Raw genomic sequence first — 25160 nt, 5'->3', positions numbered from 1 at the left:
GATTAAATAAAAAGGCTGCATATTAATGAGGGGCTAATATGCAGCCTGTACAGCCAACGTTTAATCTTTAATTTATTACTTAGCTTACATCTTCATTATCCATAACATGGTGACGTTCAGCGTGATAGCCTTCTTCGTCATAGCCAAAACGCCAATAAGGAATAGCATAAATTAAGCTACGATCGTAACCGTTATCACGACGAATATGACGTCTTAATGCACGAATAATTTTGTCTTCACCTGCAATCCAAAATGCCACATCTTCAGCAGGTAATTTCCAAGACATAAATTCATTAATTAAGTTTTCAGTTTGCTCTTCAACTGAGCCAATTAACCAGATTATTTCTAATCCATTAGGATGTTTAATTTCTTGGCGATGTGTTTCGTTTTCTACTCGTATAACGACTTTTCCTTGAACATTAGGTTGCATTGTTTCAATTAAAGCCATTAAAGCAGGTAATGAACTTGGATCGGCTGCCATAAAGTAATGTGATGCAGGAGCTAATAAGGGATCTGGGCCACCTGGATTAGTGATCCCAATATAGTCGCCTTGCTTTGCATTTAGCGCAAAATGAATAGCTGGACCAGCATCGTTATGAACGGCAAATTCAATGTCTAACTCTTTTTGCTCTGGGCGAATAGCACGGACACTATAAGTACGTACAATCGATCTTGGTTCGCCTTCAGGCCATTTGGGACCTTTTTCAGAAAAACCCGGTACTGTTGGCTTAACTTGGCCTTCTAGTGGCAAAAATATTTTTAGATGTGCGCCCGCAGTATCAGCAGGATAGTTATCTAAATCATCACTAGTAAAGGTAATGCAGCGCATTCCTGGTGTGACATCAGTAATACGTTTTACTTGAACTAGGCGAGGAGGAGCTGGTTTATAAATATTTTTTTCTTGAGGTGTTTTTGGGTTACTCACGTTTTTTTACCTGACTCATTTAATTGTTTTTTCGATGTAGATATTATCATTTTCAATTAATAATGATAGTCATTATCAACATTAACTTTAATTTAGTAAAGTGAGGTGTATGTTTTACTTATCATTGTGTGATTAGGCTCAAATTACAATCAAGAAAAAAACTTAAAAATCAATGTAATAAGCTTGATATAATAATCAATAAGTATTAATTAGAAAAAATGAGAAGAAAACAAAAACACTAAAATGTAATGTGGTAGGAGAGGATTGGTGTTATTTTTTTGAAAAAAGGAATGGTTTTAGAGAGTTGAAATAAATGCGGAAAAATCAATAAATACAGTGAGTAAACTTTAAAATATTATACTCACTGTATTTTTATATGATGTCAGCAATAGATTAAGCTTTAGGATCTGGGCCAAATCTATTGTCGCCTTTAGTTCCTTCTAGGCACATAAAGACAAAAACAATTAATCCACCAACAGCAGGAATAAATGCAAGTAAGAACATCCAACCTGATTTATCTTGGTCGTGAAAACGACGAATAGTGACGGCAAGGCTAGGTACAATAATAGCTAAAGAATAAATACCGATAATAATACCTACAATTGAACCTAATGAACTCATTTCACCAGTGTTCATATCTATTGATGACATTAAAATAGCGTATAGAACAGTAATGATAATGGTATTTACCAGAGTAAACATCCAATATTCTTTTCTGCGAGCACGGCCTGAAAAGTTAGCGTAATTATTTTTAATGACTTCCAAATACCAATTCATGACTTCATCCTTAATTTAGTAGCAACAATACGTAAGCCTAGTTTAGGTGATCTTTCTTAGCAATTAAGATAATTCTAAATTATCAAAATACATTTTTAAAAAGACATTATGACCATTCCCTCTATTTTATAGGGATATGAGCTTAATTTTTAAGTTAATCAAATAGGTAATATCTAAATGATATACAATATGCGTCTTTATAAACTAATACTGATGTGGAGTGCTAAGTGGCGGGTATCATAATTACTTTAGAAATTGAATTCAACAAGTACTCTATTTTATTTCTAGTGAAGATAGCTTTTTATAGGATTGTTTATATCTTTATTTATCGTCATAACATAATAAAAAAGAGTTTATCCCTTACTACTGATCAAAAATGATGTATTTATAGTTATTTTATCAATGTGTTTGATTTAATTTTAGTTAATTATGGAAAATAAAAAGGGCTAAAACAATATCAGCCCTTTGTGTTTATTTTTACCGTCGTGCGGTACTGTTTTTATATTGCTGTGTGTGTTTTGCCTTTACTTCACTTTCATTCCCGCAAGCGTCATTAAGAATCGAAAAAGAGAAGAAACCGCAAATAAGGCTAAAACACTACAAAACCAAATTGTAATTAGCCAGCCCCATTTTTTTAATAATGAGGGTTTGCTTTGTATTTGTGGATCAGTGATAGCCTTCTTCATAATTGGTTTTTCCTCTGAAAACGTAATAACTCCAGAATGTATAAACGAGAATAATTGGAATAATAAAGAGCGCGCCAACTAACATAAATCCTTGGCTTTCTGGTGGTGCCGAAGCAGCTACAAAACTAACGGCAGGCGGAATAATGTTAGGCCAAATACTGATGCCTAATCCGGCAAAACCTAAGAAAATTAAAGCCAATGCCCCAAAGAAAGGAAGATAATGTCCTTGTTTTTTTATCGAGCGCAAAATCAGCCATGAGCTGTATAACACTAAAAGTGGAACGGGTAAAAAGAAGAATAAATTAGGTAACGTGAACCAGCGTTCAGCAATGGCTGGTTGTGCTATCGGTGTCCATGCACTAACAACAGCGATCACAGCAAGCATTACCAGTGTCAGTGGTTTAGCAATTTTGTATAAATTTTGCTGTAAGTGGCCTTCAGTTTTCATGATTAGCCAACCACATCCTAATAAGGAGTAGGCAATAACTAAGCCAAAACCACAAAAGAGTGCAAAAGGCGACAACCAATCAAAATAGCTACCTGCAAATGTGCGATTAACAACAGGTAGGCCTTGAACAACGCTACCAACGACAACTCCTTGCATAAAGGTTGCTAGCATTGATCCCAAAATAAAGGATTTATCCCAAAAACCTTTGTGATTGTTATCTGCTTTAAAACGAAATTCAAAGGCAACACCACGGAAAATCAGGGCAACAAGCATTAAAGTTAAAGGCATTGCTAATGCATCAAGAATAACAGCATAAGCAAGTGGAAATGCACCAAATAATGCAGCTCCCCCCAAGACTAGCCATGTTTCGTTACCATCCCACACAGGGGCTACGGTATTCATCATTAAGTCACGATCTTGGTCGCTTTTAATAAATGGATAGAGCATACCGATACCGAGATCGAAGCCGTCCATGACAATATACATTAATGTACTAAATACGATGATGATGAACCAAATAACGGGTAAATCAATTCCCATGATGAACCTCCGAAGTACCTTTACGGATCAGTCTTAACATATAGGCATATCCAACACCGAACACAGAGCCATAAACAACAAAGAAGATCAGCAGGCTTATACTCATATGCATTTCACCATGAGCGGAGACAGCATCTCGTGTTCGCTGTATGCCATAAACAACCCAAGGCTGGCGACCGACTTCTGTTGTAAACCAACCTGCAAGGATCGCGATAAGACCTGACGGTGCCATTAAAAACGTTAAACGTAAGAAGGTTTTAGATTCATAAAGTTTATTTTTATATCGTAGCCAAGTTCCCCAAACACCCACTAGGATCATTAACATCCCGAGGCCAACCATAATGCGGAAAGACCAGAAAACGATAAGTGAATTAGGCCTATCTTCTTTCGGAAACTCTTTTAATGCCGGAACCTGTTTTTCTAAGCTGTGAGTTAAGATCATGCTGCCAAGATAAGGGATTTCTATCTTATATTTGGTTTCTTCAGCATCCATATCAGGCATACCAAAGAGAATTAACGGTGTTGCTTCACCCGGTTTATTTTCCCAATGACCTTCAATGGCAGCAATTTTTGCTGGCTGATGTTTTAAGGTATTTAAACCATGGACATCACCAATGAGAGCTTGAATTGGTGCTAAAATTAAAATCATCCACAAAGACATTGAAAGCATCTTTTTCATTGCTGATGTTTTATTGCCTTTAAGGAGATGCCACGCCGCGGAAGCAGCAATAAAGAAAGCAGAAGCAAGGAATGCGGCAACGCCCATATGAGCGAGACGATAAGGGAAAGAGGGGTTAAAAATAACCGCAATCCAATCTACGGGGACAACTTGGTTATTAATGATTTCGAAACCTTGTGGTGTTTGCATCCAGCTATTTGATGCCAAGATCCAAAACGTTGACATCAGCGTGCCTAATGCGACCATACAGGTTGCGAAAAAGTGAAGTTTTTCACCCACTTTATTCCAACCAAATAGCATTACGCCCAAAAATCCCGCTTCTAGGAAGAAAGCGGTAAGCACTTCATAAGTCAGTAAAGGGCCTGTAATTGAGCCGGCAAAGTCAGAAAAAAAGCTCCAGTTGGTTCCAAATTGATAGGCCATAACCAAACCAGAGACAACACCCATAGCAAAGTTAACAGCGAATATTTTTGACCAGAAATGAAATAACGCTAAATAATCCTTATTGCGGGTTTTTAACCATAAACCTTCCAATACGGCTAAAAAACTAGCCAATCCGATAGTAATAGCGGGGAAGATAATATGAAAAGAAACTGTGAACGCAAATTGGATACGCGCCAGATCGAAGGCACTTAACCCAAGCATAAAAACCTCGTTTTATTGATATGTAAATGTAAATTGCAGGTAAATCGTGTGGATTAGTAGACCATATGACAGTAAGCTATAATAGTGACAATAAGTTTAAAAATGACTATAACAGTTTTTGAGGTGAACAGTTTTATATGACTCGATATGAACAGCTTGCAGCGCAAATACGCCAACAGATTGAAGATAATATCTGGCAATCTGGCGACCGTTTACCTTCATTGCGGGATACGGTAAAACAATCAGGTTTAAGTTTAATGACTGTTTTACAATCGTATCAATTATTAGAAAGCCAAGGATGGATAACCGCGCGACCACAATCAGGCTATTACGTTGCACATCGTAATACACGCTTTGGCCAAGTAACAGCCAGTAAAGGGTTACACATGAGTGAAAATGTTGAGATTAGCACCTCCATTTTTAATGTGCTCCAAGCATGTAAAGATCCTGAGATTATTCCTTTTGGTTCAGCATTTCCCGATCCTAGTTTATTTATCCAACCTAAACTCAGTAGTGCATTAGCATCAGCAGCAAGACATTTAGCACCTCAAAGTTCAGTAATTAATTTACCACCAGGAAATGAAAAGTTACGCCGTAACATTGCGCAACGCTATGCATTGCAAGGTATTCATGTCTCTCCAGATGAAATAGTGATCACTGCGGGTGCAATGGAATCATTGAGCTTTAGTTTACAGGCAGTAACCGAACCAGGTGATTGGGTGGTGATTGAATCACCTGCATTTTATGGTGCATTACAAGCTATTGAACGTTTACGTTTAAAAGCCATTGCGATTAGAACAGATCCTATAACAGGAATTTGTTTAGAAGAACTCGAAAAAGTAGTGGATCAATACGATATAAAAGCGTGTTGGTTGATGAGTCATTGTCAAAATCCATTAGGTGGAACAATGCCTGATGAAAACAAAATAAGGTTGGTGGAAATATTAGCGAAAAAACAGATAACGTTAATTGAAGATGATGTCTATGGAGAACTCTATAACAGCCAAAAGGCGCCAATGCCAGTAAAAGGCTTTGATAAAACGAATAGCGTATTACATTGCGCTTCTTTTTCTAAATGTTTAGCGCCGGGCTTTCGCGTAGGCTGGGTTGCCGCAGGAAAACACGCAACAAAAATACAACAGTTACAAATGATGAGTACAGTTTCTGCGAGTATGCCGACACAGCAAGCTATTGCGGATTACCTATCACAAGGAGGCTATGATACGCATCTTCGTCGATTAAGATTATTATTAGAACAAAGGCGTTATCGCATGTTGCAAGCCATACAGGCACATTTACCTGAAGATGTAAAAGTGAATATTCCAACAGGAGGATATTTTCTCTGGCTAGAATTTGAATCATCATTTGATGCAAATAAACTTTATCACTTTGCATTGGAAAGAGGGGTCAGTATTGCACCTGGCTCCATGTTTTCCACCAGTTCTCAATTTAACCATGCCTTTCGTTTAAATTCTTCTTTTCAATGGAATAGCAGGACAGAGAAAGGAATGGAAATTATCGGTGAAGGATGTAGAAAATTACGACGTAAATAGCAGACGTTAGCGCACATTTTTTAAAGTTAGATATTGATTTATGAACGGTAATCTCCAATGATTAATTCTTAACCTCATTATCAGACTGACTAGCCAGATATTGCAGGAGGACACAATGAAGCTACGTTGTTTTGATCAACAAGAGTTACCGTTTATTCCATGGCGTAATCAAAAAGGCACAACCCAAGAAATTGTGTGTTGGCCAGTGAATAATGATTTTTCATGGCGAGCGTGTTTAACATCTATCGAAGATAATGGCTCATTAGGACAGTTTCCTGATATTGAACGGCAAATGGTGCTATTAGAAGGTAATGGACTTAATTTAAATAGCTCTGGATTTCTGAGTCACTCTGTCACTGATCCTTATCAGCCTTTTGATTTTTCAGGTGATATTCATGTTAAGTCAGAGCTGATTAAAGGGGGCGTAAAATGTTTAAATATTATGGTACGCAGGACATGCTGGAAAGCAGAAACCACATTAGTAACACAACCCCTTATATTACCAAGCTCTCACGCGGGACTTATTTATATAACGCAAGGTGAATGGACTTTAACTGGCGCTACTTGTCAGCGTTTATCAAAAGGGCAAGGTGCATGGTGGTTGCCCGATATTCGAGAAGGTGAAATAAGACCGTTAACCGCAAATTGCCAATTATTATGGGCAGATATTCGACCACTAAAATAAAGGTATTTTTGTGGTCAAATATTGATTGAAATAATAAATGATGCTTAGGATTATGGCTAATTTAAAGCCAGATTAACGGCGGCAAGAGTGAGTAATCCACCAGCAATACCATCGTTATAACGACGACGTTTATCACTTAAACCGCCTTTTAAGCCGACATAAGCAAAGAAGCTACCAATAAGGCCATAAATAATTAAGCAAGTCGTGATAAATATCCCAGATAACAGTAATGATTGTGTTGCGACATCATTATGATTATCAATAAAGTTTGGTAAAATAGCGAGATAAACTAATAAACCTTTAGGATTAAGGAAACTGGTTAAAAAACCTTTACGAAATAGAGATGAAGTTTTAGTGGCATTAAGGACTAACTTTCCTTTTTTGCAAGCTGATATCAACATTTTAAGGGCAAGATAACTGATATAGACAACACCGACCCATTTGAGTAAGTGAAATAAAGTGGGAGATGTAGATACTAAGGCTGCAAGCCCTAAAGCACTCAGTAACGCATGGGTTAAATAACCGGATATCACGCCTGAATTTGCAATCCATGCTGATTTCATTCCTCCTGATAACCCTTGGGATGAGATAAAAAGAATATCAGGCCCAGGTGTACAGATAAGCGGTAGAACCGTCAATGCGAATAATAATAAAGTGTTAAATTCCATCTTTTCACCTGATAGAGATAGATTAAGAGAAACATCGTTTTTGCTGTGAAATTTAGCGGAAAGATTATATGATGTTTTCGAAAAAATCGGGTTGCTTTGTTGCTAACAAAAAGAATTAATTGGCAATAAAATTCCACAAATAGAATTAAGGTTAATCTTTGATGTCAATAAAATTAGATAAGATAGACAAACATATTTTGCAGGTGCTTCAACGTGATGGCAAAATCCAAAATATTGAGCTAGCAAAAGAAGTTGGACTTTCACCGTCACCTTGTCTTCGCCGAGTGCGTTTACTTGAAGAGTCGGGAGTGATCACGCGCTACGTTGCTGTATTAGATGGTAGTATGGTCGATGCAGGTTTATCTTTATTCGCAAGGATCTGGTTTAGAGCACAGGATGCAGAAACGATAGAAGAATTTGTAAAGGCCATTAAGGTGTTACCTGAAGTGGTAGAATGCCATTTAATGGCCGGCGAGTGTGATGCGTTAATTCGGATAGTGACTAAAGATTTAGCAACATATCGCCGTTTTCATGCCGATTATTTAACACAAATTCCAAGCATCCAAAGTATAAAAACAGAAGTACCAATGGAAACGGTAAAAGTGAGTTTTGCTTTACCACTTTAATTTTTTAAATATTTAGAGTTATTTGATTTTTAATTATCACAGATATATTTAATAGAGAAAGCCTCAAGTTAAATCTTAACAGAGGCTTTTTATTTGCATAAGTTAAACTATCCAGCTTTTAATAAACTGATATATCTCTGGTGTATAAAGTAGCATACAGAAAAATAATGAAGCACCAATAAAATAGAGATAAATCGACCAAGTACATAAAGAGACAATAATTAGCATTAATATGATAAGAATAACGATACAAAGTCTGATCTGGGTGAGAGTGATTTGACCCGCGCACGATAATAATTCACTAATTAATTCAAAAAGTTCTGATATCTTTTTCCTCAACATAAATCCATTTAATCAAAGTCAATATATTATTCTTGTTTATTACAATCTAATTGTTTATTTTTGAGTTATTTGTATTATTTTTTGTATACTTTTAGTAATAGAGTCAATAAATAACTCTATTACTACATTTGATCTATTATTTATATTATCAATAAAGAAATTTATTTTGTTTGAGATAAATTGGAAAATTCTTTTGTTACAATTTCAGCTGCTTTAGCAATAATATCTTTACGGTATTTCGCATTCTGTTCTTGTTGTGTGAAATAGACGACTAAAATTAATGGTGCATGGTTTTCAGGCCAAATAACGGCTATATCATTAGTTGTGCCATAATCACCACTACCGGTTTTATCTCCAACAATCCAATGTTTTGGTAAACCTGCTTTAATACTGTGATCGCCTGTTGTATTACCTTTTAACCAAGTAACAAGTTGTTGGCGTTGAGATTGGCCTAATGCGTCACCTAGTGTTAATGCTTGAAGGCTTTTGGCCATAGCAATTGGAGAGGTGGTATCACGAGGATCACCATGTATAGCTGTATTTAATTCAGGCTCTTTGCGATCTAGTCGATAAGTTACATCATTAATTGAACGTGCAAATTGAGTAACGCTGGAAGGTCCACCTAAATAATCTAGGATTTTATTCATTGCTGTATTATCGCTATATTGCAAGGTAGCCGCACTTAATTGAGCCAGTGTCATTCCTGTTGCTAAATGTTTTTCTGTAATCGGGCTATAAGGGACCAAATCAGTTTTTTTGATGGTTATAGGGTTATCAAGCAATCCTGATTGTTTTTCACTTTCTTTTAAAACGGCGGCTACAGCCATAACTTTGCTGGTACTTGCCATTGCAAAGCGCTCATCACCACGATAAGTTACTTGTGAGTTATCTTTAGTATTAATTAACGCAACGCCTAAACGGCCTTGGCTATTTTTTTCAAGTGTCGTTAATTGTTCTTCAATAGTGCTATTTGTTTTAGCCCATAGCATTGGTGAAGCAAGTAGAGATATTAATGAAACTGCGATCACTGCGGTTTGACGGCATGTTGTTTTAAACATAGAAATGGATGCTCATATTAATTTAATAAAAAAAGTTAAATATAAATAGACGGTTATCGACAGTATGTGACGCTGTTTATTTATCAGGTGCAATATCCTATTTAATTGATTTATTGACAATCGATAATAAATCACCTTAGCCTATAGAAAATCTAATGGCTAAGAATATTATGCGAACACATCTTCCCCTCAACGCACTACGCGCTTTTGAAGCATCCGCAAGACACCTTAATTTTACCAAAGCTGCATTAGAACTCTATGTCACCCAAGGCGCAGTGAGTCAACAGGTGAGAATGCTAGAAGAACGTTTGGGCGTGATGCTTTTTAAGCGTTTACCCCGTGGTTTGGAGATGACAGATGATGCACAGATCTTATTTTCGGTATTAACAACCGCATTTAGTGATATCGAACGGGTGTTTAAACAGTTCGAACGAGGTGAATATCGTGATGTTGTTTCGATTGCCACTGTGGGAACATTTGCTATTGGCTGGTTATTACCTCGATTGGCTGAATTTAAGCAACAATATCCAAGAATAGAAGTGAATTTAAGAACAAATAACAATGTGGTTAATTTGGCAACCGAAGGACTTGATTTTGCTATTCGATTTGGTGAAGGACTATGGCCTCTAACCCATAATAAAGCCTTATTTTCTGCACCATTAACGGTTTTGTGCTCACCAAAAACAGCAGAACGGTTACATTATCCAACTGACTTAATAAATGAAAACTTATATCGTTCTTATCGAGAAGATGAATGGTCACAATGGTTTGAAAAAGCAGATATATCGCCGATAAAAATAACAGGTTCTATTTTTGATTCTTCACGTTTAATGGTAGAAAGCGCGATTTATGAAGGTGGAGTTGCATTAGCACCCGCAAATATGTTTTCAAGAGAAATAGAAAGCGGTCAGCTAATACAACCTTTTAAAATAGAAGTTGAAATGGGGCAGTATTGGTTAACGTATTTAAAATCAAAACCAATGACCGCATCAATGGAAATATTTCAGCAGTGGTTAATGAATGAAGCATTAAAAGAAAACAATAAAATATCTTAATTATCGTCAATATCAGATAAGGCTGTTGGATCAAAAAGGATCCGATGTTGTGATGGGTTTCGTTGACATAATAATTGGTGTCTTTTATTTTCTTTAGGGCCTATCATTCTTAATTTCATTTTGGAATTACACCATGGGCAATCACAAGTTATTCTTGTTAGATATATATCATCTCTCTCGTTAGTTTCTAAGTTAACTAAACCAATAAGATGCTGAAATCTTGAACGTTTAATATATAATCCAATAGAAAGCATCATTATAAAAAAAACAGTAAAAATTGTTGTGGTAATTTGTGTTATAGCGTTGTTTGAAGGAAATGATAAATAAAGACTAAGTATACTAGCAATGCTACCTATCGATCCTAGGCTAACAAAAGTAGTTCGTTTGGCTAAAATCTTATTTTTTGACCAGAATGGCTTAATGAAAGAACGTGTTAAATTAAGGGTTGAGGGATCAACTTTATCAGAATACGTATACGTGTCACCAATATGAATATTATTATTTTTTATTTCAGAGTTAATAGCATTAATGTTGTTATCTCTAGAGGTGATGGAGTTAACATCTTTAGCATAACCACAGGAAGAGCAAAACTTATCAAGTTCTGATGTTTTATTTCCGCAATTTTTGCAAAATGACAATTAAACCTCCTAATATAAAATATTATCTATTATTTAATCGTTAAATAAATTTAAGTATTTATACAATATATGAGTGCTTGATAAAATGATCAAGCGCTCATAATGATAATTATATAAATGATTTTGAATAGTGTTGTAATTTTGTTTTACAAAGAAAAATGTTCTCTAACAATTTCTCTACCTATTTCAATAGATGCAGTTGCAGCAGGTGATGGGGCATTACACACATGCAATGAACGTTTACCTTTCACAAAATGGAAATCATCTACTAATTTTCCTTCACGAGTTAATGCTTGAGCACGAACTCCCGCAGGACCAGGATGAATATCTGCTTCATGTAAATCAGGAATTAATTTTTGCGCATTCGCAGTAAATAATTTGCGAGAATATGAACGACGAAGTTCGGCCATTCCTTCACCTAAATAATTACCTGCAATTTTCCAAAAGCCCTTATAAGTGAGCACTTCGGCGAGATCTTTTAAATTAATATCGCTTTTTTTATAGCCTTCGCGCTTAAATGCTAATACCGCATTAGGCCCAACATCACGATGTCCGTTATACATGCGTGTGAAGTGTACGCCTAAGAATGGAAAATCAGGGTTAGGAACGGGATAAATTAGATGGTTGACTAAGTAGTTTTTATTGGCATTAAGCATAAAGTATTCACCACGAAATGGGACTATCTTCATACCTGTGTCATAACCTGCCATTTTAGCAATCCGATCACTAAATAATCCTGCACAATTAATTAACCATTTGCCTGTAAATTGCTCATTGGATGTCGTTACTATGACATTATCATCCGTTTCATTGATCGAGGTTACAGCTTGGCCAAACGTAAATTTACCACCACGAGATTTAATAATTTCAACATGTTTTGCTGCTATTTCAGGATAATTAACGATCCCTGCATCAGGAACTAATAATGCAGCAATACCATTAACATAAGGCTCTCTAGCTTTCAGTTCACTTTCAGTCATTTTGATAACTTCAAGCCCATTATCAATGCCACGTTGATAAATGTTTTCTAACGCATTTAGCTCTTTTTCATTGGTAGCGACAATCACTTTGCCACAACGATCGTAATAAAGATTATGTTGTTGGCAAAACGCATAAGTGGTGATATTGCCTTGTTTAGCCAGCCTTGCTTTAAGGCTCCCTGGTGTATAATAAATACCAGAATGAACAACATTACTGTTATGTCCACTTTGATGAGCGGCAGGGCCGGATTCTTTATCAATCACCAGTAGTTTTAGTTCAGGTTGACTTTCTTGTAGCGCACTTGCAACCCCTAATCCGACTAATCCCGCACCAATAATAATCACGTCATACGTCATAATCTTATCCATTTTATAAATTTTAAATTAACAGGGTTCTTGTTGTAAGCGCTTTAATTTGCCACGTACATTCGTTAAATGAAGGCGCATCTTATAGCTTGTTTCATCGTGATCTTGTTGGCGTATTGCTTCAACAATCGCTTCATGCTCTGCAATAACACGCTCTGTTTCTGTCTCTCGCCCTTTATTTTGGCTTAATGAATACATTAAGACACCAAGATAAAGCTCATGCATATTATCTAAGATCCTGACAAAAAAAGGATTGTGTGCGGCAACCATAATAGAACGATGAAATTGATAGTCTTCTTCATGGCCAATACTTTTGTTTTGTCTTGTTGCTAAAACAAAGGCATCGTGAGCATTTTCGATAGCGCGTAATTCTTCTGGTGTTCGACGTAAAGCGGCAATAGCTGCCGCTTCATGTTCAATGACCTCACGCATCTCAAGTAGTGAATCTATCTCTTCAGGGCAAGCAATTTCCATGACTAATGGCTCATATTTACTGAGTATAGAATGGTCAATTACACGGCGACCACCTCCTTGGCGTGAAGTCACAATGCCACTGGCTTCTAAGACACCTAATGCTTCTCTGATCGGGACTCGACTGACGCCAAAGGCATCAGCGAGTACATTTTCAGAAGGTAACTTTTCACCAATAGGGTATGTCCCGTTACTAATATTTTGCTTTATTTGCTCAAGAATTTGATGCGACGCTTTTTGGCGTGAGATCTTTTGTATCATCTAGTTTTCTCCAGATGCATGCCCCATATTAGCTAACTGTTTTTTAGACCGTAATAGATGGAATGCACCAGTTAATAGGATCAAGGCAACACCTAAAAGGTCGGTATATAAGCCCGGTTTAATCATTAAAATTGCCGCAGCTGCAAATGCAATACGCTCAAACCACGTTGTTTTAATCATCCAGAAGTTTGCTGTTGCGATACTTAGTGCATAAATTCCGACTAATGCAGTAATAATCATTAATCCAATAGAAAGTACACCTAAATTATCACCTTGCATCAATAAAGCAGGGTTATAGACTAAAATAAACGGAATAATAAAACCGGGAAGTGCTAAACGAACCGCATCCCATGATGTTTGCATAGGGTCTGCTCTTGCAATACTTGCAGCAGTATAACTGGCTAAGGCAACAGGAGGCGTAATATTGGATAGTGCACCAAACCAGAATACAAAGAAATGAGCAGCTAAAGGCATAACGCCAGCTTTAATTAATATAGGTGACACTGTAACGGCGACAACGATATATAAAGCGGTTGAAGGTAACCCCATACTTAATACAATACACACCAGCATGACAACTAATAATATCATCCATAGTGTATTATCCGTCATTGAGACGATATTAAAGGCCAATGTTGCTCCGATACCCGTCATTGTAACTACACAGATAATCACGCCAATAGCTGCGCAAGCGACCGTTACTTGAACCGACCCACGAGCCGCTTCGGCTAAGGCGTCAGCCACTTTAGTTAAAGTCATACGAACAGTTTTGTCGGGCGTTATCCAACTTGCAACAATAATGGTTAGAATACCTAAGAAGCCAGCATAAATAGGTGTTTTACCTACTAATAAGGTTCCAATGACAATAATCAATGGTAATAACAGTAAGCCTCGAGCTTTTAATACGGCTTTAACTTGTGGAATATTTTCTTTGCTTAACCCCTTTAACCCTTGTTTCTTGGCTTCGATGTCAATGGCCATAATTAATGCGGCGTAATACAACAGTGCTGGAATAATGGCGGCAATGACAATGGTGGTATATGAAATTCCTAAAAAGCCAGCCATAATAAATGCAGCTGCACCCATAATCGGAGGCATGATCATGCCACCCGTTGATGCAGTTGCTTCTACAGCTCCAGCAAAACGCGGTGTTAATCCAATACTTTTCATTAAAGGAATGGTGAAAGTCCCCGTTGTTGCTACGTTAGCAACAGCACTTCCGCTTAAAGAGCCTGTTAATGCAGATGAAATAACCGCAACTTGGGCTGGCCCACCACGACGACGACCTGCGATAGCCAGCGCTAAATCATTAAATAAAGCAGTAGCACCACTGACACTTAAGAATGAACCAAAGAGAATAAAGACCACAATCGCGGTGGAGGCTGTTGAAAGGGTAATACCAAAAATCCCTTCACTGGTCATAAATAAACGGTATAACAATCTTTCTACAGAAAATCCGGCATGACCGAAAATACCCATAAAATACTGGCCAAATAAAGCATAGATAATGGCAAAAGTTGCAAGTCCTGGAATGAAATAACCAGTAGTTCTTCTTGCAGCTTCAAACAGTACGATAATACCTAATATAGCCATGGCATAATCAGTAGTATTTGGAATACTTTTTCTTACTACATGAAGATCAACGTAATTAAAGAAAAAATAGCCATAACTGATTAATGTTAAAGCAATAAAAAGATAATCCCATCCATTAAATTTAGGTGTGGAAAAACGCTTAGAGAATGGAAATAAAATAAAGCCTAAAATTAAAATACCACTAAGAAAAATAGTATTACGGTAAAACTCTTGAGTATTTGATAATGCGTTGGAATAAATCGCATAAAGTGAAATTAATATTGCAAGAGTCGTGGTGATTTTCAGGTAAATGCCTGCAAGCTGGCGATTGCCAGAGCTTGCTTCTTTATCTAATGCAGGTGGCTCTACCGGAGTTAGGTGGTCATTATTAGTCATAACTCACTCCTGTTATTTATTATTAGTCTGCGTTTGAGCTTCTGGTGGAATAAGATAATCAGGGATCTCTAAACCGATTTCTTTGTAATAGCGGTAAGCCCCTAAATGTAATGGCACAGAAACACCTTTTAATGCATTTTCTGTGGTGATGTACTTAGCTGCGCTATGAACTTGATGAACTTCAGGAAGGTTCTCAAACATAGTTTTTGTTAGCTCATAAACTAAGTCATTATCAATGCTGGTTGTGGCCATTAAGATATTAGGTTGGGCTATCGTATTGACCATTTCAGTTTGGCGAGGGTAGGTATCCGCGGGTATTTCAAAACGAAACCATGAATTTGCCACATGATTGATATCATCAAGTTGTTTATCTGTGACTTCGAGTAGTTTTGCGCTGACACCACTGGCATACATATCGGTGACGGCTGAAGCTGGGACACCAGCAGGTAATGCACCACCGTCAAGACGGCCATCTCGCATGGCAGAAACAGTGTCTCCATACCCAAGATATTCAGGGGTAATATCTTTCTTGGTTAAATTAACACCTTTAAGAATGATAATCGTTGATTGCTCTGTCCCACTCGCTTGAGGGCCAACAGAAAAACTTGTTGCACGAATATCATCTAATGTGCCAGTTTTTACTTTGTCATTCATTAAAACAAAGTGTTCGACATTAGGCCACAACATAGAAATTGAGCGCAAATTTCTTTCTGGTTTACCTTCAAAATTACGCACACCTTCATAAGCTTCCACAGCTAAAAGACTTTGTAAAATAGAAAGCTGAGCTTCATTTTTTTGCATTAAATAGATGTTTTCTATCGATCCTGCCGAAGATTGCCCTGTTACTTGAACGCCTCTATCCTTAAGGTGTGTGCTCCATACGTTTGCTAATCCCACTCCCATCGGATAATACGTTCCTCCTGTTGAAGCGGTTGCTACAGAGAGAAATTGTTTATTCGCATTTTCTTTTTTGCCAGCTATTGCTAATGAGACAACCGCAATAACAGCAACAATACCGATGGCAAGCTTTGTTTTTCTTATTCTCATGATGTTGTTCCTGTACATAAAAACGCAGGTGAATGTTTCACACCAACTTGTATACAACATGACAACTTTTATAGAAATAAGGAGTGTTAAGAAATTGTGACGTGACGTAATGAAATTAAAACAAGAAGGTAACAAATTGTGATCACCATAGTAATTATGCAAATTTTAATCATAATTATGGTGATAGGCACAAAATGCGAAAGAAAATATCAATAAAGCATGGAAGAAAAGATAAAAGAAGCTAAAAAATAGCCTATTTATCGATAATTAAAAATAAAATGAAAAAAAGAGAGGTCAGAAGATATTTAAACAATAGGATTATGTAAAAAGAAAATAGACCACTTTTAGTATTAATAGAAAGATTAAAATTAAGTGCTAATTTGCCACTTATAAAGCAAAAGTAAGTACACCTGTTGCGATTAAAACAAACATTGCAGACCAGACCAAGGCAGAAATGGTGCTGGTGATATAAATACCATATGCAGATAATTTTAATAAGCCAGCACTAAAGGGGGTTAAATAGCGAAAAACAGCTAAGAATCGAGAGATAAACAAAATATAGTGAGTTTTATTTTTTAATAATTGTTGAATGCGATTAATTTTTGACTGATAACGATTAACCCATATTTTAAGGCGAGGAAAACGATAGATAGAACGCCCCAACTCATAGCTTAAAATTGAACCTAATAGAGCACCACAACTGGTGGCTAACCAAAGAAATATAGGAGAATAAAGCGGTAAACAAGCACCAAAAATAAAGAGCAACATTAAAGATGCGGGGGGCAAAAATGAAGAAATACCGATGGTCGATTTTCCAGCTGTGATTAAAATAATAGATAAGAATAGAGTAATAGGAGACAAGTGACTTAAGGTGTCAAGTAAAGTGTGAATAATTTCCATTTAATTATCTCCAACTACTTACAAATAAATACAATAATAGTAATAAATATTAAGATTATTATGAGCTTATTTTAGAATTCTTATTCATTTCAGTTAACATTATCGCCCATTCAATAGGCGTATTTTTAATTGGTAATTTCAGTTTTTGACTTAATGAGTATAGCGTAGGCGCAGGAATATCAGTAAGGGATTGCAGTGTTGAATTCATTAGCACTTTATCAGGGGAGCCATCGGCAATTAATTTACCTGAAGATAAATGGATAACTCTCTGAAAATGGCGAGCAGTAAAATCAAGATCATGACTAATAGCCAATACCGTTGTACCTAATGTTTTTTGTATCTGAAGCCAATTTTCAAAACAGCTTAACCAATGTGCATCAAAATCACGAGTGGGTTCATCAAGTAATAATATTTTAGGTGATAAAATACTTAAACTTGCAACAGCAACCATTCTGCGCTGGCCTGCATGTAAATCTAAAGGATGAACATCTGCAACATCACTTAAACCACAAAGCGACAGTGTTTCATCTAAACATTTTTTAATTTCTTTTTTCGGAAATTTACGTAGTTTTAAACCAAAAGTGATCTCTTTCTCAACCGTATTATGAAAAATTTGTCGTTCAGGCTCTTGAAATAACACTCCAATATAATGAGCGCGCTGTTGTGCTTTTAGTTGAAATAGTGACTGATTATTGAGTGTTATATCACCTTCGTTGGGCGTTAATAGTCCTGCAATTAATCGTAATAAGGTAGATTTACCCGCTCCATTATCACCGACTAAGGTTATCCATTCGCCTTGATTTAAGGTTAAGGATAATTGAGAGATACAAGGCGGAACATCATCGCTCCAGCGATAAGTTACATTATTGAGCTGTAACATAAAATTCCTTAAAAGCATTAAGCAAGGCTTTGTCATTATTTACAATATTCTTATTCCAATGATGGTTTTCAATTAACCAATGTAAAGCTTGCCATGCGTCTGGAGCATTAATCGTTGAAAACAAGAATGGAAAAATAGAGTCTAAAGTACCTTTTGCCTTCACTTTTCCCGCCTCCAATAATAAAAATTGTTCACTCAGACTTATTGCAGGTAATAAATTGCGTTCAAAAATAACGACACTGCATTTATGCTCTTTTGCATAGTGTTTTATGCGTTGCTGTAATTGTTGGGTTGCATTGGGTGTTAAGCGACTAAAAGCTTCATCAAGTAATAATAATTTTGGGTGCATAGCAAGCGCACTTGCTATGACAACACGTTGAGCTTCACCGCCAGAAAGGGTTGAAGGGTGGCGAAAACGCAAGCATTCACATTGTGTTAATGCCATAGCTTCTTTTACTCGAAATCGAATTTCATTATCGCTCAATCCCAAATTTTCAGGGCCAAAGGCAATTTCTTGCTCTACAGTGAATGCACATCCTGAAAGCTGTAATTGTGGTGATTGTTGAACGAGCTGTCGTCCGGGCGCTAGCGACACTAATCGGCTTTTATCGAGAGCAATGTTTTGTACAATTCCCATGCCTTGTACTGAACCTGTTAATAAATCGGGATACCAACCTGCTAGTAATTGTGCAAGAAGGCTTTTTCCGCTGCCATTACCCCCTAAAATCACAAGCCATTCCCCTTGTTTTAACTGCAAATCGATAGGGCCAAGAATAGGCTGTTCGTCGCCAGTGGGGATAAAACTCAATTGCTGAAGATTTAGTACCATAGCCAAATACCTCCTTCAAACAAAATAAGCAATAAAATCAAGTAGCGAAGCATCATTTGAAGTGGCGTATCTGCTGGAGGATATAAAGTTGTCCGTTTTTTAATAATACGAAATCCTCGCATATCTAATGCTGCACTTCTAATCGTTAAATCACTTAATACATGACTAATAAGAGGCAGAATAATAGCGGGTAATGTGATGAGACGTTGCCAAAATGTTCCATCAAGAGGAACACCTCGCGCTAATTGCGCCTCTCTTATATTGTGTAATTGTTGGCGTAATTGCTCTACAAGCAACAAAGGTCCTGCTAATAAATAGGAAAGGCTCATAGGTAAACGGCTAGCAAATAACGCTCTAATAAATTGTTCTGTTGATGTGTATTGTAACCACAGTTGAGCGCCACTTATTATTGCTAATAATCTTAACCATAACGTTATTGCCATAGTTTGTTTACTGGTATCTAAAGATCCTCCTGTTAACCAATAAGCTAGCCAGCCACTATGGACTAACCATAATCCGATTGCCATAGGGATCATTAACCAAGCAATAAAACGCCAACGCCAGCGAGATGCTTTCCAAATTAATAAGCTAATAAAAATACCACTGCTGATTATCAGCAGTGGTAAGCCTAATGATAAAAAAAGCACACTAGCACTTAGCCAAAGCCATAATGCCAATGAGGTAAATGGATGCATTATTAGCGAACCTTGGCAATCGCAGGGAAATTACGTTGTGTTCGTTGTGGTAATTGACGCACTAATAACCAAGCGATAATTGCAGATAAGATTTTATCTGCAAGATTTGCACCTAATACAGTAATGGCAACAGACTCAATAAGCCCTTCACCTACGGCATGAAAATAAGCAACAAAGAAATCAGCACCGCTACCAGTTGCGCCACCAAATAGATAAGTACGAATTGGAACGGCGACAATCATTAACGCTAAAGTAATGACAATACCTGAACCAATAACGCGAATTAAAGAACGAAAACCACCAGCACGAGCCAATAAACCCGCACTTAATCCTATCATCATGGCAACCGGAGCAAATGCGGCCGCCATTGGACCACTGATTAATCCCCATAATAGATTGGTTAATAATCCAGTGAATAATGCGACCCATGGGCCACCTAATAAGGCACAAATTAGTGTACCGATAGAATCTAAAAAGATAGGGAGTTTTACCATTGAGGTAATTTGGCCGCCGATCATATTTATTGCAATAGATACAACAATGAGCACGAGTGTACGACTCGAAATTTGAGGAGTTGTAGACATAGTTTAAAAACCTTTACAAAGGATAGTGACTATTGGTTTTATTGTTTTGCATATATAGCGATTTTTTATAAAAAAGCTATTTACGCGGTGTGATGACCAACTCCTCATAACCAGAGTGTTCACAAGGCTGACGGCTAAAAGTCACTTGCTCTAACTCACCAATAACGAGCTCTAGCGTCGTGCGCACTGTACAACCTGGCATCATATGTCCACCACACATTAATCCATTTTCATCTGAGATTGCTAAATGCAAATGTTCACCTTGGTCATCTAATGTTCCAATTAGTGAAATAATCTCAAATTTACCTGTAAGATAGCGATTTTCTTCGCGTCCTGCAAAGCGTAATACCACATCGGTTAAACTTCCCACACAACCTGCAATAAATGCTGATTTTAGGTTTTGTTCCTTCATCATCTGTCGTAATACCATAATCACATCTTCATTAGGAAGAAGGCGAAGTGGAATAAATCGAGCATGAGAAGAAAGTAATGAGGTGTGAGACATCGTGATTATCCTAATAACTGAAAGTCTATATTTAATTTATATGGTTATTGTAAGCACTAAAATGACTGTGTCAGATAAGACCTAGCTTACTTTATATTATCTATTTTCATTTTTATGCACAAAAATCGCATAACGTATTATTAATAAAAAAAACGAAAGAAGAAATAGATAATAACCTTTTATTAACAATGAAGTTGTTTTGTATCAAAAGAATAAGATAGGAAGAAAAACAAAGAGAGGAATAAGGGTGAGTGGAAAATGCTCACCCCTATTTTTAATAACACGACATTTAAGTAAAATAACTAAATAATCAAATTATAATCAATATGTTCCATCAATTTAGCATTATCACGATAATCGACAGGAATAGCGAGAACAGCGGGGCCATCAACAGCCATCGCTTCATGTAAGACGGTACGTAATTGAGAAGCACATTCAACAGAGAACCCTTTAGCACCGAAGGATCTAGCGTAATGTTTAAAATCAATTGCTCCAAATTTTACACCAGAATAACGGCCATATTTTTTCTGCTCTTGCATTTCTACCATATTATAAGCGTTATCCACCCAGATAATATGCAAGATATTAGTATTTAAACGAACCGCAGTTTCTAGCTCCATGGAAGATTGCATAAAGCCACCATCACCAGAAACAGAAATAATTTTATCAGAAGGCCGGACAAAAGAAGCACCAATTCCCCAAGGTAGTGCAACACCCATGGTTTGTTGTCCATTAGAAATCAACATTTGTCTTGCTCTAAAACTATAAAGATAACGTGCAAGCCATATATGAAAACTCCCCATATCAATACAGAGTGTTACATTGTTATCAATAATGTTTTGCATTTCATGGATGATGGTTAAAGGGTGAATAGGAGAACCATGCCGAAAATAACTATTTTGTTGCAGAATTTCTCTTTGGTGACGAATTTTCTCAAGGATGTGATGAGTATTATTTGAGAGTGTAATTTGGGATGTAGATTGTTTAGCAAAATACTGAGTTAAATTATCAATTGTTAATTTGATATTACCGATTAATTCTAAGTCAGGGCAGTAAGCTAAATCAATTTCAGCAGGGATCTCATCTATATGAATAATATTGGCATTATTGTAATTCCATAATGATGGTTCATATTCTATAGGGCTATAACCTAAAGTAATCACTAAATCGGCATGAGATAATAACTCATCCCCCGGTTGATTATTAAATAAGCCAATACGACCAGCAAATAAAGGAAAATGGCGTTGAGCAATCGCACCTGCTGATTGATAAGTACCTACAATTGGGAGAGGACAAATATCAAGTAGATTTTGTAATGCTGATGCATTTTCAGGATAACTAGCTTGCAACCCTAATAAAATAACTGGACTTTTAGCACGCTGCAATAATTTAACGGCTTCTTGAATGGCATCATTATTTGCACTCCCAATATTGGATTTTGATTTAGGTACTAATATTGGACTATTAACTTCATTATTTAAAATATCCATTGGAAAAGTTAAAAAAGCCGAACCAGGTCTTCCTGATTCCGCATGGCGAAAAGCATTAGCCATGGTTTCAGAAATTGATTTTGATGAATCAATTTCTGCGCAAAATTTAGTAATAGGATTAAACATGGTAACGGTATCCATGCTTTGATGAACCAATTTTAATCTATCTGCGGATTTTACTGATCCTCCCAATGCAACTAACGGATCGCCTTCAGATGTTGCTGTTGCAATACCTGTTGCAAGATTAGAGCAACCTGGCCCCGATGTTGCGATAGCCACACCCGCTTTACCCGTTAAACGACCAACCGCTGCGGCCATAAAGGCGGCGTTAGCTTCATGACGAACCACCACGGTTTCAATAGTTGAATCGATAAGAGAATCAAATACACGATCTATTTTTGCGCCCGGAATACCAAACACTTGTTTAATGCCATGTTGTTCTAATTGTTTGACAACTAAATCTGCACCACATTTCCAATGAGGAGTGTTCATATAACCTTCTTTAATTTTGCAAGTGAATAAAAATAAGATTAAGAATAAAGTTAAGCGCTATTTAAATTAATTTTCGGCTTGTTCTATTGCTTGATGAAGATTGTCCGGCATTAAATTTGCTTGTAGAAAGGTGGAATGGCTGGGTAAATCAATGGTAAGACGGGAAATAACACCGATCTGTAAGGTGCCTTGTTTTAAATAATAATCAAGGACATGACCACCGCCTTGGCGTTGTTGATTAATGTAATGTTCATGAAACCCCGCAACATTTATTCCTTGCGTAAATTGTGGGGAGCGAAAACCCGCAATAGTTCCTGTTTCATTATGAAATGTGAAAATAGGCTGATCCTCGATAGCCTCTAACATTGGAAGGTAGGGAGGAGTTTGGCGAGGAACTGTGCGTGTTTTAACTAATTCAAATTTGCCTTCAATTCTGATTGCACAAAATAGATTGTCGGAAGGAACATACTGATTAATTACATTGTGTATTTCTTTTTGCGATGCACCATAAGAAAAGTGATGTTCAATATCACAATTAAAAAATGTCATTACAGCAAAAGGGGATTTTTGAGAGTTTAATGCCTGACGTGCGCTACCATCAGAGCGTAATTGAAAAACATTATTGTCGAATGCAACTAGCTCGCCATCAAGTTGTTCAAAAGTTCCTAAACCAAAATCACCATGCTTTAATAAATCAGCAATAGTGATATCGCTGTCATATACACCTGCAATTAAACTGCTCATTAATGAATTTTGATAAATAGTACATTCGGGGTGTTTACTAATATAATTATTTAAGTTGGTTATTATTTCTTGTCCACATTGGCAATGATGATTTTTATTGTGTGTTATATCGCTATTATCTCGCACATTAGATTGAAAATTATTATTCATGGTAAAGCTATTCCTTTATTTAATAAGTAACAATCATTAATCGATTGTCAAATTAAGTATTGTCCTAATTCATAAGTATTTCAAATGTTTTTGTTGTAATTAAATAGAGGGTGATGGTTTTATATTTATAAATTAACTAGATGTTATCTTTTATGATTAGAATTAATTAACTTGACTATGTTTATTATATGGATGTGTTTTTTATTTTGTAATTAAGTCTATATCCATTTCTTCAATATTATTAAAGGTGATTTTTATACACTCATAATCGTTTTTATTGATATAAGATATATTTGGGGATGGATTACCACATTCTGATTGTGAGAAAGAGTCTAAATATAAAAAATATTTGTTTATCTTATTTGTCTATTATAGAATCGACTAACTATACTTTTTATTTTTAAATCTTTTAGTTTTTTTATAATATGAGTTTTCATAAATGCATATAGAATAATTTTAAGTTAATTAGGAAAAAAAGCCTTATGAAAACATAAGGCTTTTAGAGAACGGTTAATATTTTTATTTAATTAAACATTAAATCGTAATATTTTATTTATCTATATGAATTATAATGGTTTTATTTTCTATTTTCTATTTTCTATTTTCTATTTTCTATTTTCTATTTTCTATTTTCTATTTTCTATTTTCTATTGCGAATCCCTCCGCCTATTTAACGGGAAATATCCTGATGGCATCGAGAAAGCTATCCGACAAGCAAATAGAAAAAAGTACTCAACTTGGCAATATGTTTACGCTCGATCTTCCCTTGTTTAATGGACTTGATATGGCACAAACACATGAACTGTTTGGGGCATTTTATACTGTGATGGCGAATGCGGTTATTGATATGGCTGCTCGTTATCCTCATTTGACTGATAAATATAAACAAACTGGTTATCATGCAATGTTGAGGGTAATGGAGCAATCATGAGATTAAAAAATATTTAGCATGACATTTTTTAATTATATAATGAGTGAGCACTCATTCATTATATGGCGGTATTTTTCATAAAAATAACAGAACGCGAATATGACACAATCAACATTAAACAATGGCATTTATTACAGAATGAATTTAAAACCACTCTATACTCTCGCGTCTGCGATGATGATGATTTCATCTTTGTCTGCATGTGATGAACAAACACTGGAACTTCCTTCTGAGACAAATAAACCCGCGCTGACGGTAGAGGTTACTTCACCCACGACACAATTAATCTCTGGTACTGTGACAGCAAATGGGAACGTTGGTGCATGGCAAGAAGCAATTATAGGCCCAGAAATTAATGGATTACGAGTGGAAGAACGCTTAGTACAAGAGGGCGATTGGGTACAAAAAGGGCAACCCTTACTGTGATTATTTGTTAAACTCATTGTGGTATTTTTTTATTTCTGTTATGGTTGTAAAACGAGTTATGAATTGGTTCAATGCGAAAGTATTCAGTAATCTGTGTAGCCATATAAAACAACGAT

At 36.3% G+C, this 25160-nt stretch carries 26 protein-coding genes; 6 read left to right on the top strand and 20 right to left on the bottom strand.

Going from position 1 to position 25160, the window contains the following annotated elements; translation table 11 throughout:
* Positions 1–79: 79 nt before the first annotated feature.
* From ABN256_RS02545 to ABN256_RS02525, 5 genes are all read right to left on the bottom strand, one after another.
* The gene (locus ABN256_RS02545) at positions 80–925 is read right to left on the bottom strand and encodes a siderophore-interacting protein (protein WP_196554143.1); all 846 of its coding nucleotides are present in this window, start codon (positions 923–925) and stop codon (positions 80–82) included.
* A 393-nt stretch (positions 926–1318) separates the two neighbouring features.
* A complete protein-coding gene (locus tag ABN256_RS02540) occupies positions 1319–1702 on the bottom strand; it encodes a DUF805 domain-containing protein (RefSeq protein ID WP_072068260.1) in 384 nt (127 codons plus the stop codon).
* 524 nt (positions 1703–2226) lie between these two features.
* Positions 2227–2388 carry a DUF2474 domain-containing protein gene (locus ABN256_RS02535; RefSeq protein ID WP_072068259.1) on the bottom strand — a complete coding sequence of 54 codons (162 nt, stop codon included), beginning with the start codon at positions 2386–2388 and terminating at the stop codon, positions 2227–2229.
* Complete coding sequence (gene cydB / locus ABN256_RS02530) at positions 2369–3376, bottom strand: cytochrome d ubiquinol oxidase subunit II (protein ID WP_197269126.1); 1008 nt, start codon at positions 3374–3376, stop codon at positions 2369–2371. The genes ABN256_RS02535 and cydB overlap by 20 nt, the downstream gene beginning before the upstream one ends.
* Positions 3366–4700: a cytochrome ubiquinol oxidase subunit I gene (locus ABN256_RS02525; protein WP_115349849.1), complete on the bottom strand. Its 1335-nt coding sequence runs from the start codon at positions 4698–4700 to the stop codon at positions 3366–3368. Before ABN256_RS02525 ends, cydB begins: the two co-directional genes overlap by 11 nt.
* A gap of 137 nt (positions 4701–4837) precedes the next feature.
* Between ABN256_RS02525 and ABN256_RS02520 the strand changes: the two genes are divergently transcribed.
* Together ABN256_RS02520 and ABN256_RS02515 are read left to right on the top strand one after the other, a co-directional pair.
* On the top strand, positions 4838–6253 hold the full coding sequence (locus tag ABN256_RS02520; RefSeq protein ID WP_349439064.1) for an aminotransferase-like domain-containing protein: 1416 nt from the start codon (positions 4838–4840) through the stop codon (positions 6251–6253).
* Positions 6254–6368: 115 nt separating this feature from the next.
* Positions 6369–6938, top strand: coding sequence for a HutD/Ves family protein (locus ABN256_RS02515; protein ID WP_349439062.1), 570 nt, complete (start codon positions 6369–6371; stop codon positions 6936–6938).
* A gap of 56 nt (positions 6939–6994) precedes the next feature.
* Here the strand turns inward: ABN256_RS02515 and ABN256_RS02510 are convergent, their stop codons facing one another.
* Entirely contained in the window at positions 6995–7606 is a 612-nt protein-coding gene (locus tag ABN256_RS02510; RefSeq protein WP_197269127.1) for a LysE family translocator, read from the bottom strand.
* Positions 7607–7767: 161 nt separating this feature from the next.
* Between ABN256_RS02510 and ABN256_RS02505 the strand changes: the two genes are divergently transcribed.
* Positions 7768–8232, top strand: coding sequence for an Lrp/AsnC family transcriptional regulator (locus ABN256_RS02505; RefSeq protein WP_036936508.1), 465 nt, complete (start codon positions 7768–7770; stop codon positions 8230–8232).
* A 503-nt stretch (positions 8233–8735) separates the two neighbouring features.
* Here ABN256_RS02505 and bla read toward each other — a convergent pair.
* Positions 8736–9632, bottom strand: coding sequence for a class A beta-lactamase (bla, locus tag ABN256_RS02500; RefSeq protein ID WP_340893129.1), 897 nt, complete (start codon positions 9630–9632; stop codon positions 8736–8738).
* Positions 9633–9802: 170 nt separating this feature from the next.
* On the opposite strand from bla, the gene ABN256_RS02495 reads away from it, so the two are divergent.
* Positions 9803–10687: a LysR family transcriptional regulator gene (locus tag ABN256_RS02495; RefSeq protein ID WP_349439203.1), complete on the top strand. Its 885-nt coding sequence runs from the start codon at positions 9803–9805 to the stop codon at positions 10685–10687.
* Here the strand turns inward: ABN256_RS02495 and ABN256_RS02490 are convergent.
* The 13 genes from ABN256_RS02490 to budA all read right to left on the bottom strand — a co-directional run bounded on the left by ABN256_RS02490 (position 10684) and on the right by budA (position 23687).
* Positions 10684–11325, bottom strand: coding sequence for a hypothetical protein (locus ABN256_RS02490; protein ID WP_196554148.1), 642 nt, complete (start codon positions 11323–11325; stop codon positions 10684–10686). The two genes, ABN256_RS02495 and ABN256_RS02490, sit on opposite strands and share 4 nt — an antisense overlap.
* A 146-nt stretch (positions 11326–11471) precedes the next feature.
* Positions 11472–12674, bottom strand: a complete 1203-nt coding sequence (lhgD, locus tag ABN256_RS02485; protein ID WP_196554149.1) for an L-2-hydroxyglutarate dehydrogenase — start codon at positions 12672–12674, stop codon at positions 11472–11474.
* Positions 12675–12689: 15 nt separating this feature from the next.
* Positions 12690–13403, bottom strand: a complete 714-nt coding sequence (locus tag ABN256_RS02480) for a FadR/GntR family transcriptional regulator (RefSeq protein ID WP_072068251.1) — start codon at positions 13401–13403, stop codon at positions 12690–12692.
* Entirely contained in the window at positions 13404–15371 is a 1968-nt protein-coding gene (locus ABN256_RS02475; protein WP_349439061.1) for a TRAP transporter permease, read from the bottom strand.
* A gap of 12 nt (positions 15372–15383) precedes the next feature.
* Positions 15384–16418, bottom strand: coding sequence for a TAXI family TRAP transporter solute-binding subunit (locus ABN256_RS02470; RefSeq protein ID WP_072068249.1), 1035 nt, complete (start codon positions 16416–16418; stop codon positions 15384–15386).
* Between the two features lie 387 nt (positions 16419–16805).
* Entirely contained in the window at positions 16806–17318 is a 513-nt protein-coding gene (locus tag ABN256_RS02465) for a DedA family protein (RefSeq protein WP_340893127.1), read from the bottom strand.
* Positions 17319–17376: 58 nt separating this feature from the next.
* A complete protein-coding gene (locus ABN256_RS02460) occupies positions 17377–18198 on the bottom strand; it encodes an energy-coupling factor ABC transporter ATP-binding protein (RefSeq protein WP_196554151.1) in 822 nt (273 codons plus the stop codon).
* Positions 18182–19027 carry an energy-coupling factor ABC transporter ATP-binding protein gene (locus tag ABN256_RS02455; protein WP_164526370.1) on the bottom strand — a complete coding sequence of 282 codons (846 nt, stop codon included), beginning with the start codon at positions 19025–19027 and terminating at the stop codon, positions 18182–18184. The genes ABN256_RS02460 and ABN256_RS02455 overlap by 17 nt, the downstream gene beginning before the upstream one ends.
* Entirely contained in the window at positions 19018–19722 is a 705-nt protein-coding gene (locus tag ABN256_RS02450) for an energy-coupling factor transporter transmembrane component T (RefSeq protein WP_072068245.1), read from the bottom strand. Before ABN256_RS02450 ends, ABN256_RS02455 begins: the two co-directional genes overlap by 10 nt.
* 2 nt (positions 19723–19724) lie before the next feature.
* Positions 19725–20306 (bottom strand): ECF transporter S component, encoded by a 582-nt coding sequence (locus ABN256_RS02445; RefSeq protein ID WP_072068244.1) that lies wholly within the window; start codon positions 20304–20306, stop codon positions 19725–19727.
* 76 nt (positions 20307–20382) lie between these two features.
* Positions 20383–20820 carry a PPC domain-containing DNA-binding protein gene (locus ABN256_RS02440; RefSeq protein WP_197270012.1) on the bottom strand — a complete coding sequence of 146 codons (438 nt, stop codon included), beginning with the start codon at positions 20818–20820 and terminating at the stop codon, positions 20383–20385.
* Between the two features lie 293 nt (positions 20821–21113).
* Positions 21114–22793, bottom strand: coding sequence for an acetolactate synthase AlsS (gene alsS / locus ABN256_RS02435; RefSeq protein ID WP_340893122.1), 1680 nt, complete (start codon positions 22791–22793; stop codon positions 21114–21116).
* Between the two features lie 66 nt (positions 22794–22859).
* Entirely contained in the window at positions 22860–23687 is an 828-nt protein-coding gene (gene budA, locus ABN256_RS02430; protein ID WP_349439057.1) for an acetolactate decarboxylase, read from the bottom strand.
* 571 nt (positions 23688–24258) lie between these two features.
* Between budA and ABN256_RS02425 the strand changes: the two genes are divergently transcribed.
* On the top strand, positions 24259–24618 hold the full coding sequence (locus ABN256_RS02425) for a hypothetical protein (protein WP_349439056.1): 360 nt from the start codon (positions 24259–24261) through the stop codon (positions 24616–24618).
* Between the two features lie 99 nt (positions 24619–24717).
* Complete coding sequence (locus tag ABN256_RS02420) at positions 24718–25044, top strand: efflux RND transporter periplasmic adaptor subunit (protein ID WP_349439055.1); 327 nt, start codon at positions 24718–24720, stop codon at positions 25042–25044.
* Positions 25045–25160 lie beyond the last annotated feature (116 nt).

It is taken from the genome of Proteus sp. fly-1008, assembly GCF_040140305.1.
Lineage (GTDB): Bacteria > Pseudomonadota > Gammaproteobacteria > Enterobacterales > Enterobacteriaceae > Proteus > Proteus vulgaris_B.
This window is presented reverse-complemented; position numbering and strand designations above follow the sequence as displayed.

Coding starts and splice junctions, on each gene's coding strand:
- ABN256_RS02540 (WP_072068260.1), bottom strand. CDS start 1,702: ATGAATTGGTATTTGGAAGTCATTAAAAATAATTACGCTAACTTTTCA.
- ABN256_RS02535 (WP_072068259.1), bottom strand. CDS start 2,388: ATGAAGAAGGCTATCACTGATCCACAAATACAAAGCAAACCCTCATTA.
- cydB (WP_197269126.1), bottom strand. CDS start 3,376: ATGGGAATTGATTTACCCGTTATTTGGTTCATCATCATCGTATTTAGT.
- ABN256_RS02525 (WP_115349849.1), bottom strand. CDS start 4,700: ATGCTTGGGTTAAGTGCCTTCGATCTGGCGCGTATCCAATTTGCGTTC.
- ABN256_RS02520 (WP_349439064.1), top strand. CDS start 4,838: ATGACTCGATATGAACAGCTTGCAGCGCAAATACGCCAACAGATTGAA.
- ABN256_RS02515 (WP_349439062.1), top strand. CDS start 6,369: ATGAAGCTACGTTGTTTTGATCAACAAGAGTTACCGTTTATTCCATGG.
- ABN256_RS02510 (WP_197269127.1), bottom strand. CDS start 7,606: ATGGAATTTAACACTTTATTATTATTCGCATTGACGGTTCTACCGCTT.
- ABN256_RS02505 (WP_036936508.1), top strand. CDS start 7,768: ATGTCAATAAAATTAGATAAGATAGACAAACATATTTTGCAGGTGCTT.
- bla (WP_340893129.1), bottom strand. CDS start 9,632: ATGTTTAAAACAACATGCCGTCAAACCGCAGTGATCGCAGTTTCATTA.
- ABN256_RS02495 (WP_349439203.1), top strand. CDS start 9,803: ATGCGAACACATCTTCCCCTCAACGCACTACGCGCTTTTGAAGCATCC.
- lhgD (WP_196554149.1), bottom strand. CDS start 12,674: ATGGATAAGATTATGACGTATGACGTGATTATTATTGGTGCGGGATTA.
- ABN256_RS02480 (WP_072068251.1), bottom strand. CDS start 13,403: ATGATACAAAAGATCTCACGCCAAAAAGCGTCGCATCAAATTCTTGAG.
- ABN256_RS02475 (WP_349439061.1), bottom strand. CDS start 15,371: ATGACTAATAATGACCACCTAACTCCGGTAGAGCCACCTGCATTAGAT.
- ABN256_RS02470 (WP_072068249.1), bottom strand. CDS start 16,418: ATGAGAATAAGAAAAACAAAGCTTGCCATCGGTATTGTTGCTGTTATT.
- ABN256_RS02465 (WP_340893127.1), bottom strand. CDS start 17,318: ATGGAAATTATTCACACTTTACTTGACACCTTAAGTCACTTGTCTCCT.
- ABN256_RS02460 (WP_196554151.1), bottom strand. CDS start 18,198: ATGTTACAGCTCAATAATGTAACTTATCGCTGGAGCGATGATGTTCCG.
- ABN256_RS02455 (WP_164526370.1), bottom strand. CDS start 19,027: ATGGTACTAAATCTTCAGCAATTGAGTTTTATCCCCACTGGCGACGAA.
- ABN256_RS02450 (WP_072068245.1), bottom strand. CDS start 19,722: ATGCATCCATTTACCTCATTGGCATTATGGCTTTGGCTAAGTGCTAGT.
- ABN256_RS02445 (WP_072068244.1), bottom strand. CDS start 20,306: ATGTCTACAACTCCTCAAATTTCGAGTCGTACACTCGTGCTCATTGTT.
- alsS (WP_340893122.1), bottom strand. CDS start 22,793: ATGAACACTCCTCATTGGAAATGTGGTGCAGATTTAGTTGTCAAACAA.
- budA (WP_349439057.1), bottom strand. CDS start 23,687: ATGAATAATAATTTTCAATCTAATGTGCGAGATAATAGCGATATAACA.
- ABN256_RS02425 (WP_349439056.1), top strand. CDS start 24,259: ATGGTTTTATTTTCTATTTTCTATTTTCTATTTTCTATTTTCTATTTT.
- ABN256_RS02420 (WP_349439055.1), top strand. CDS start 24,718: ATGACACAATCAACATTAAACAATGGCATTTATTACAGAATGAATTTA.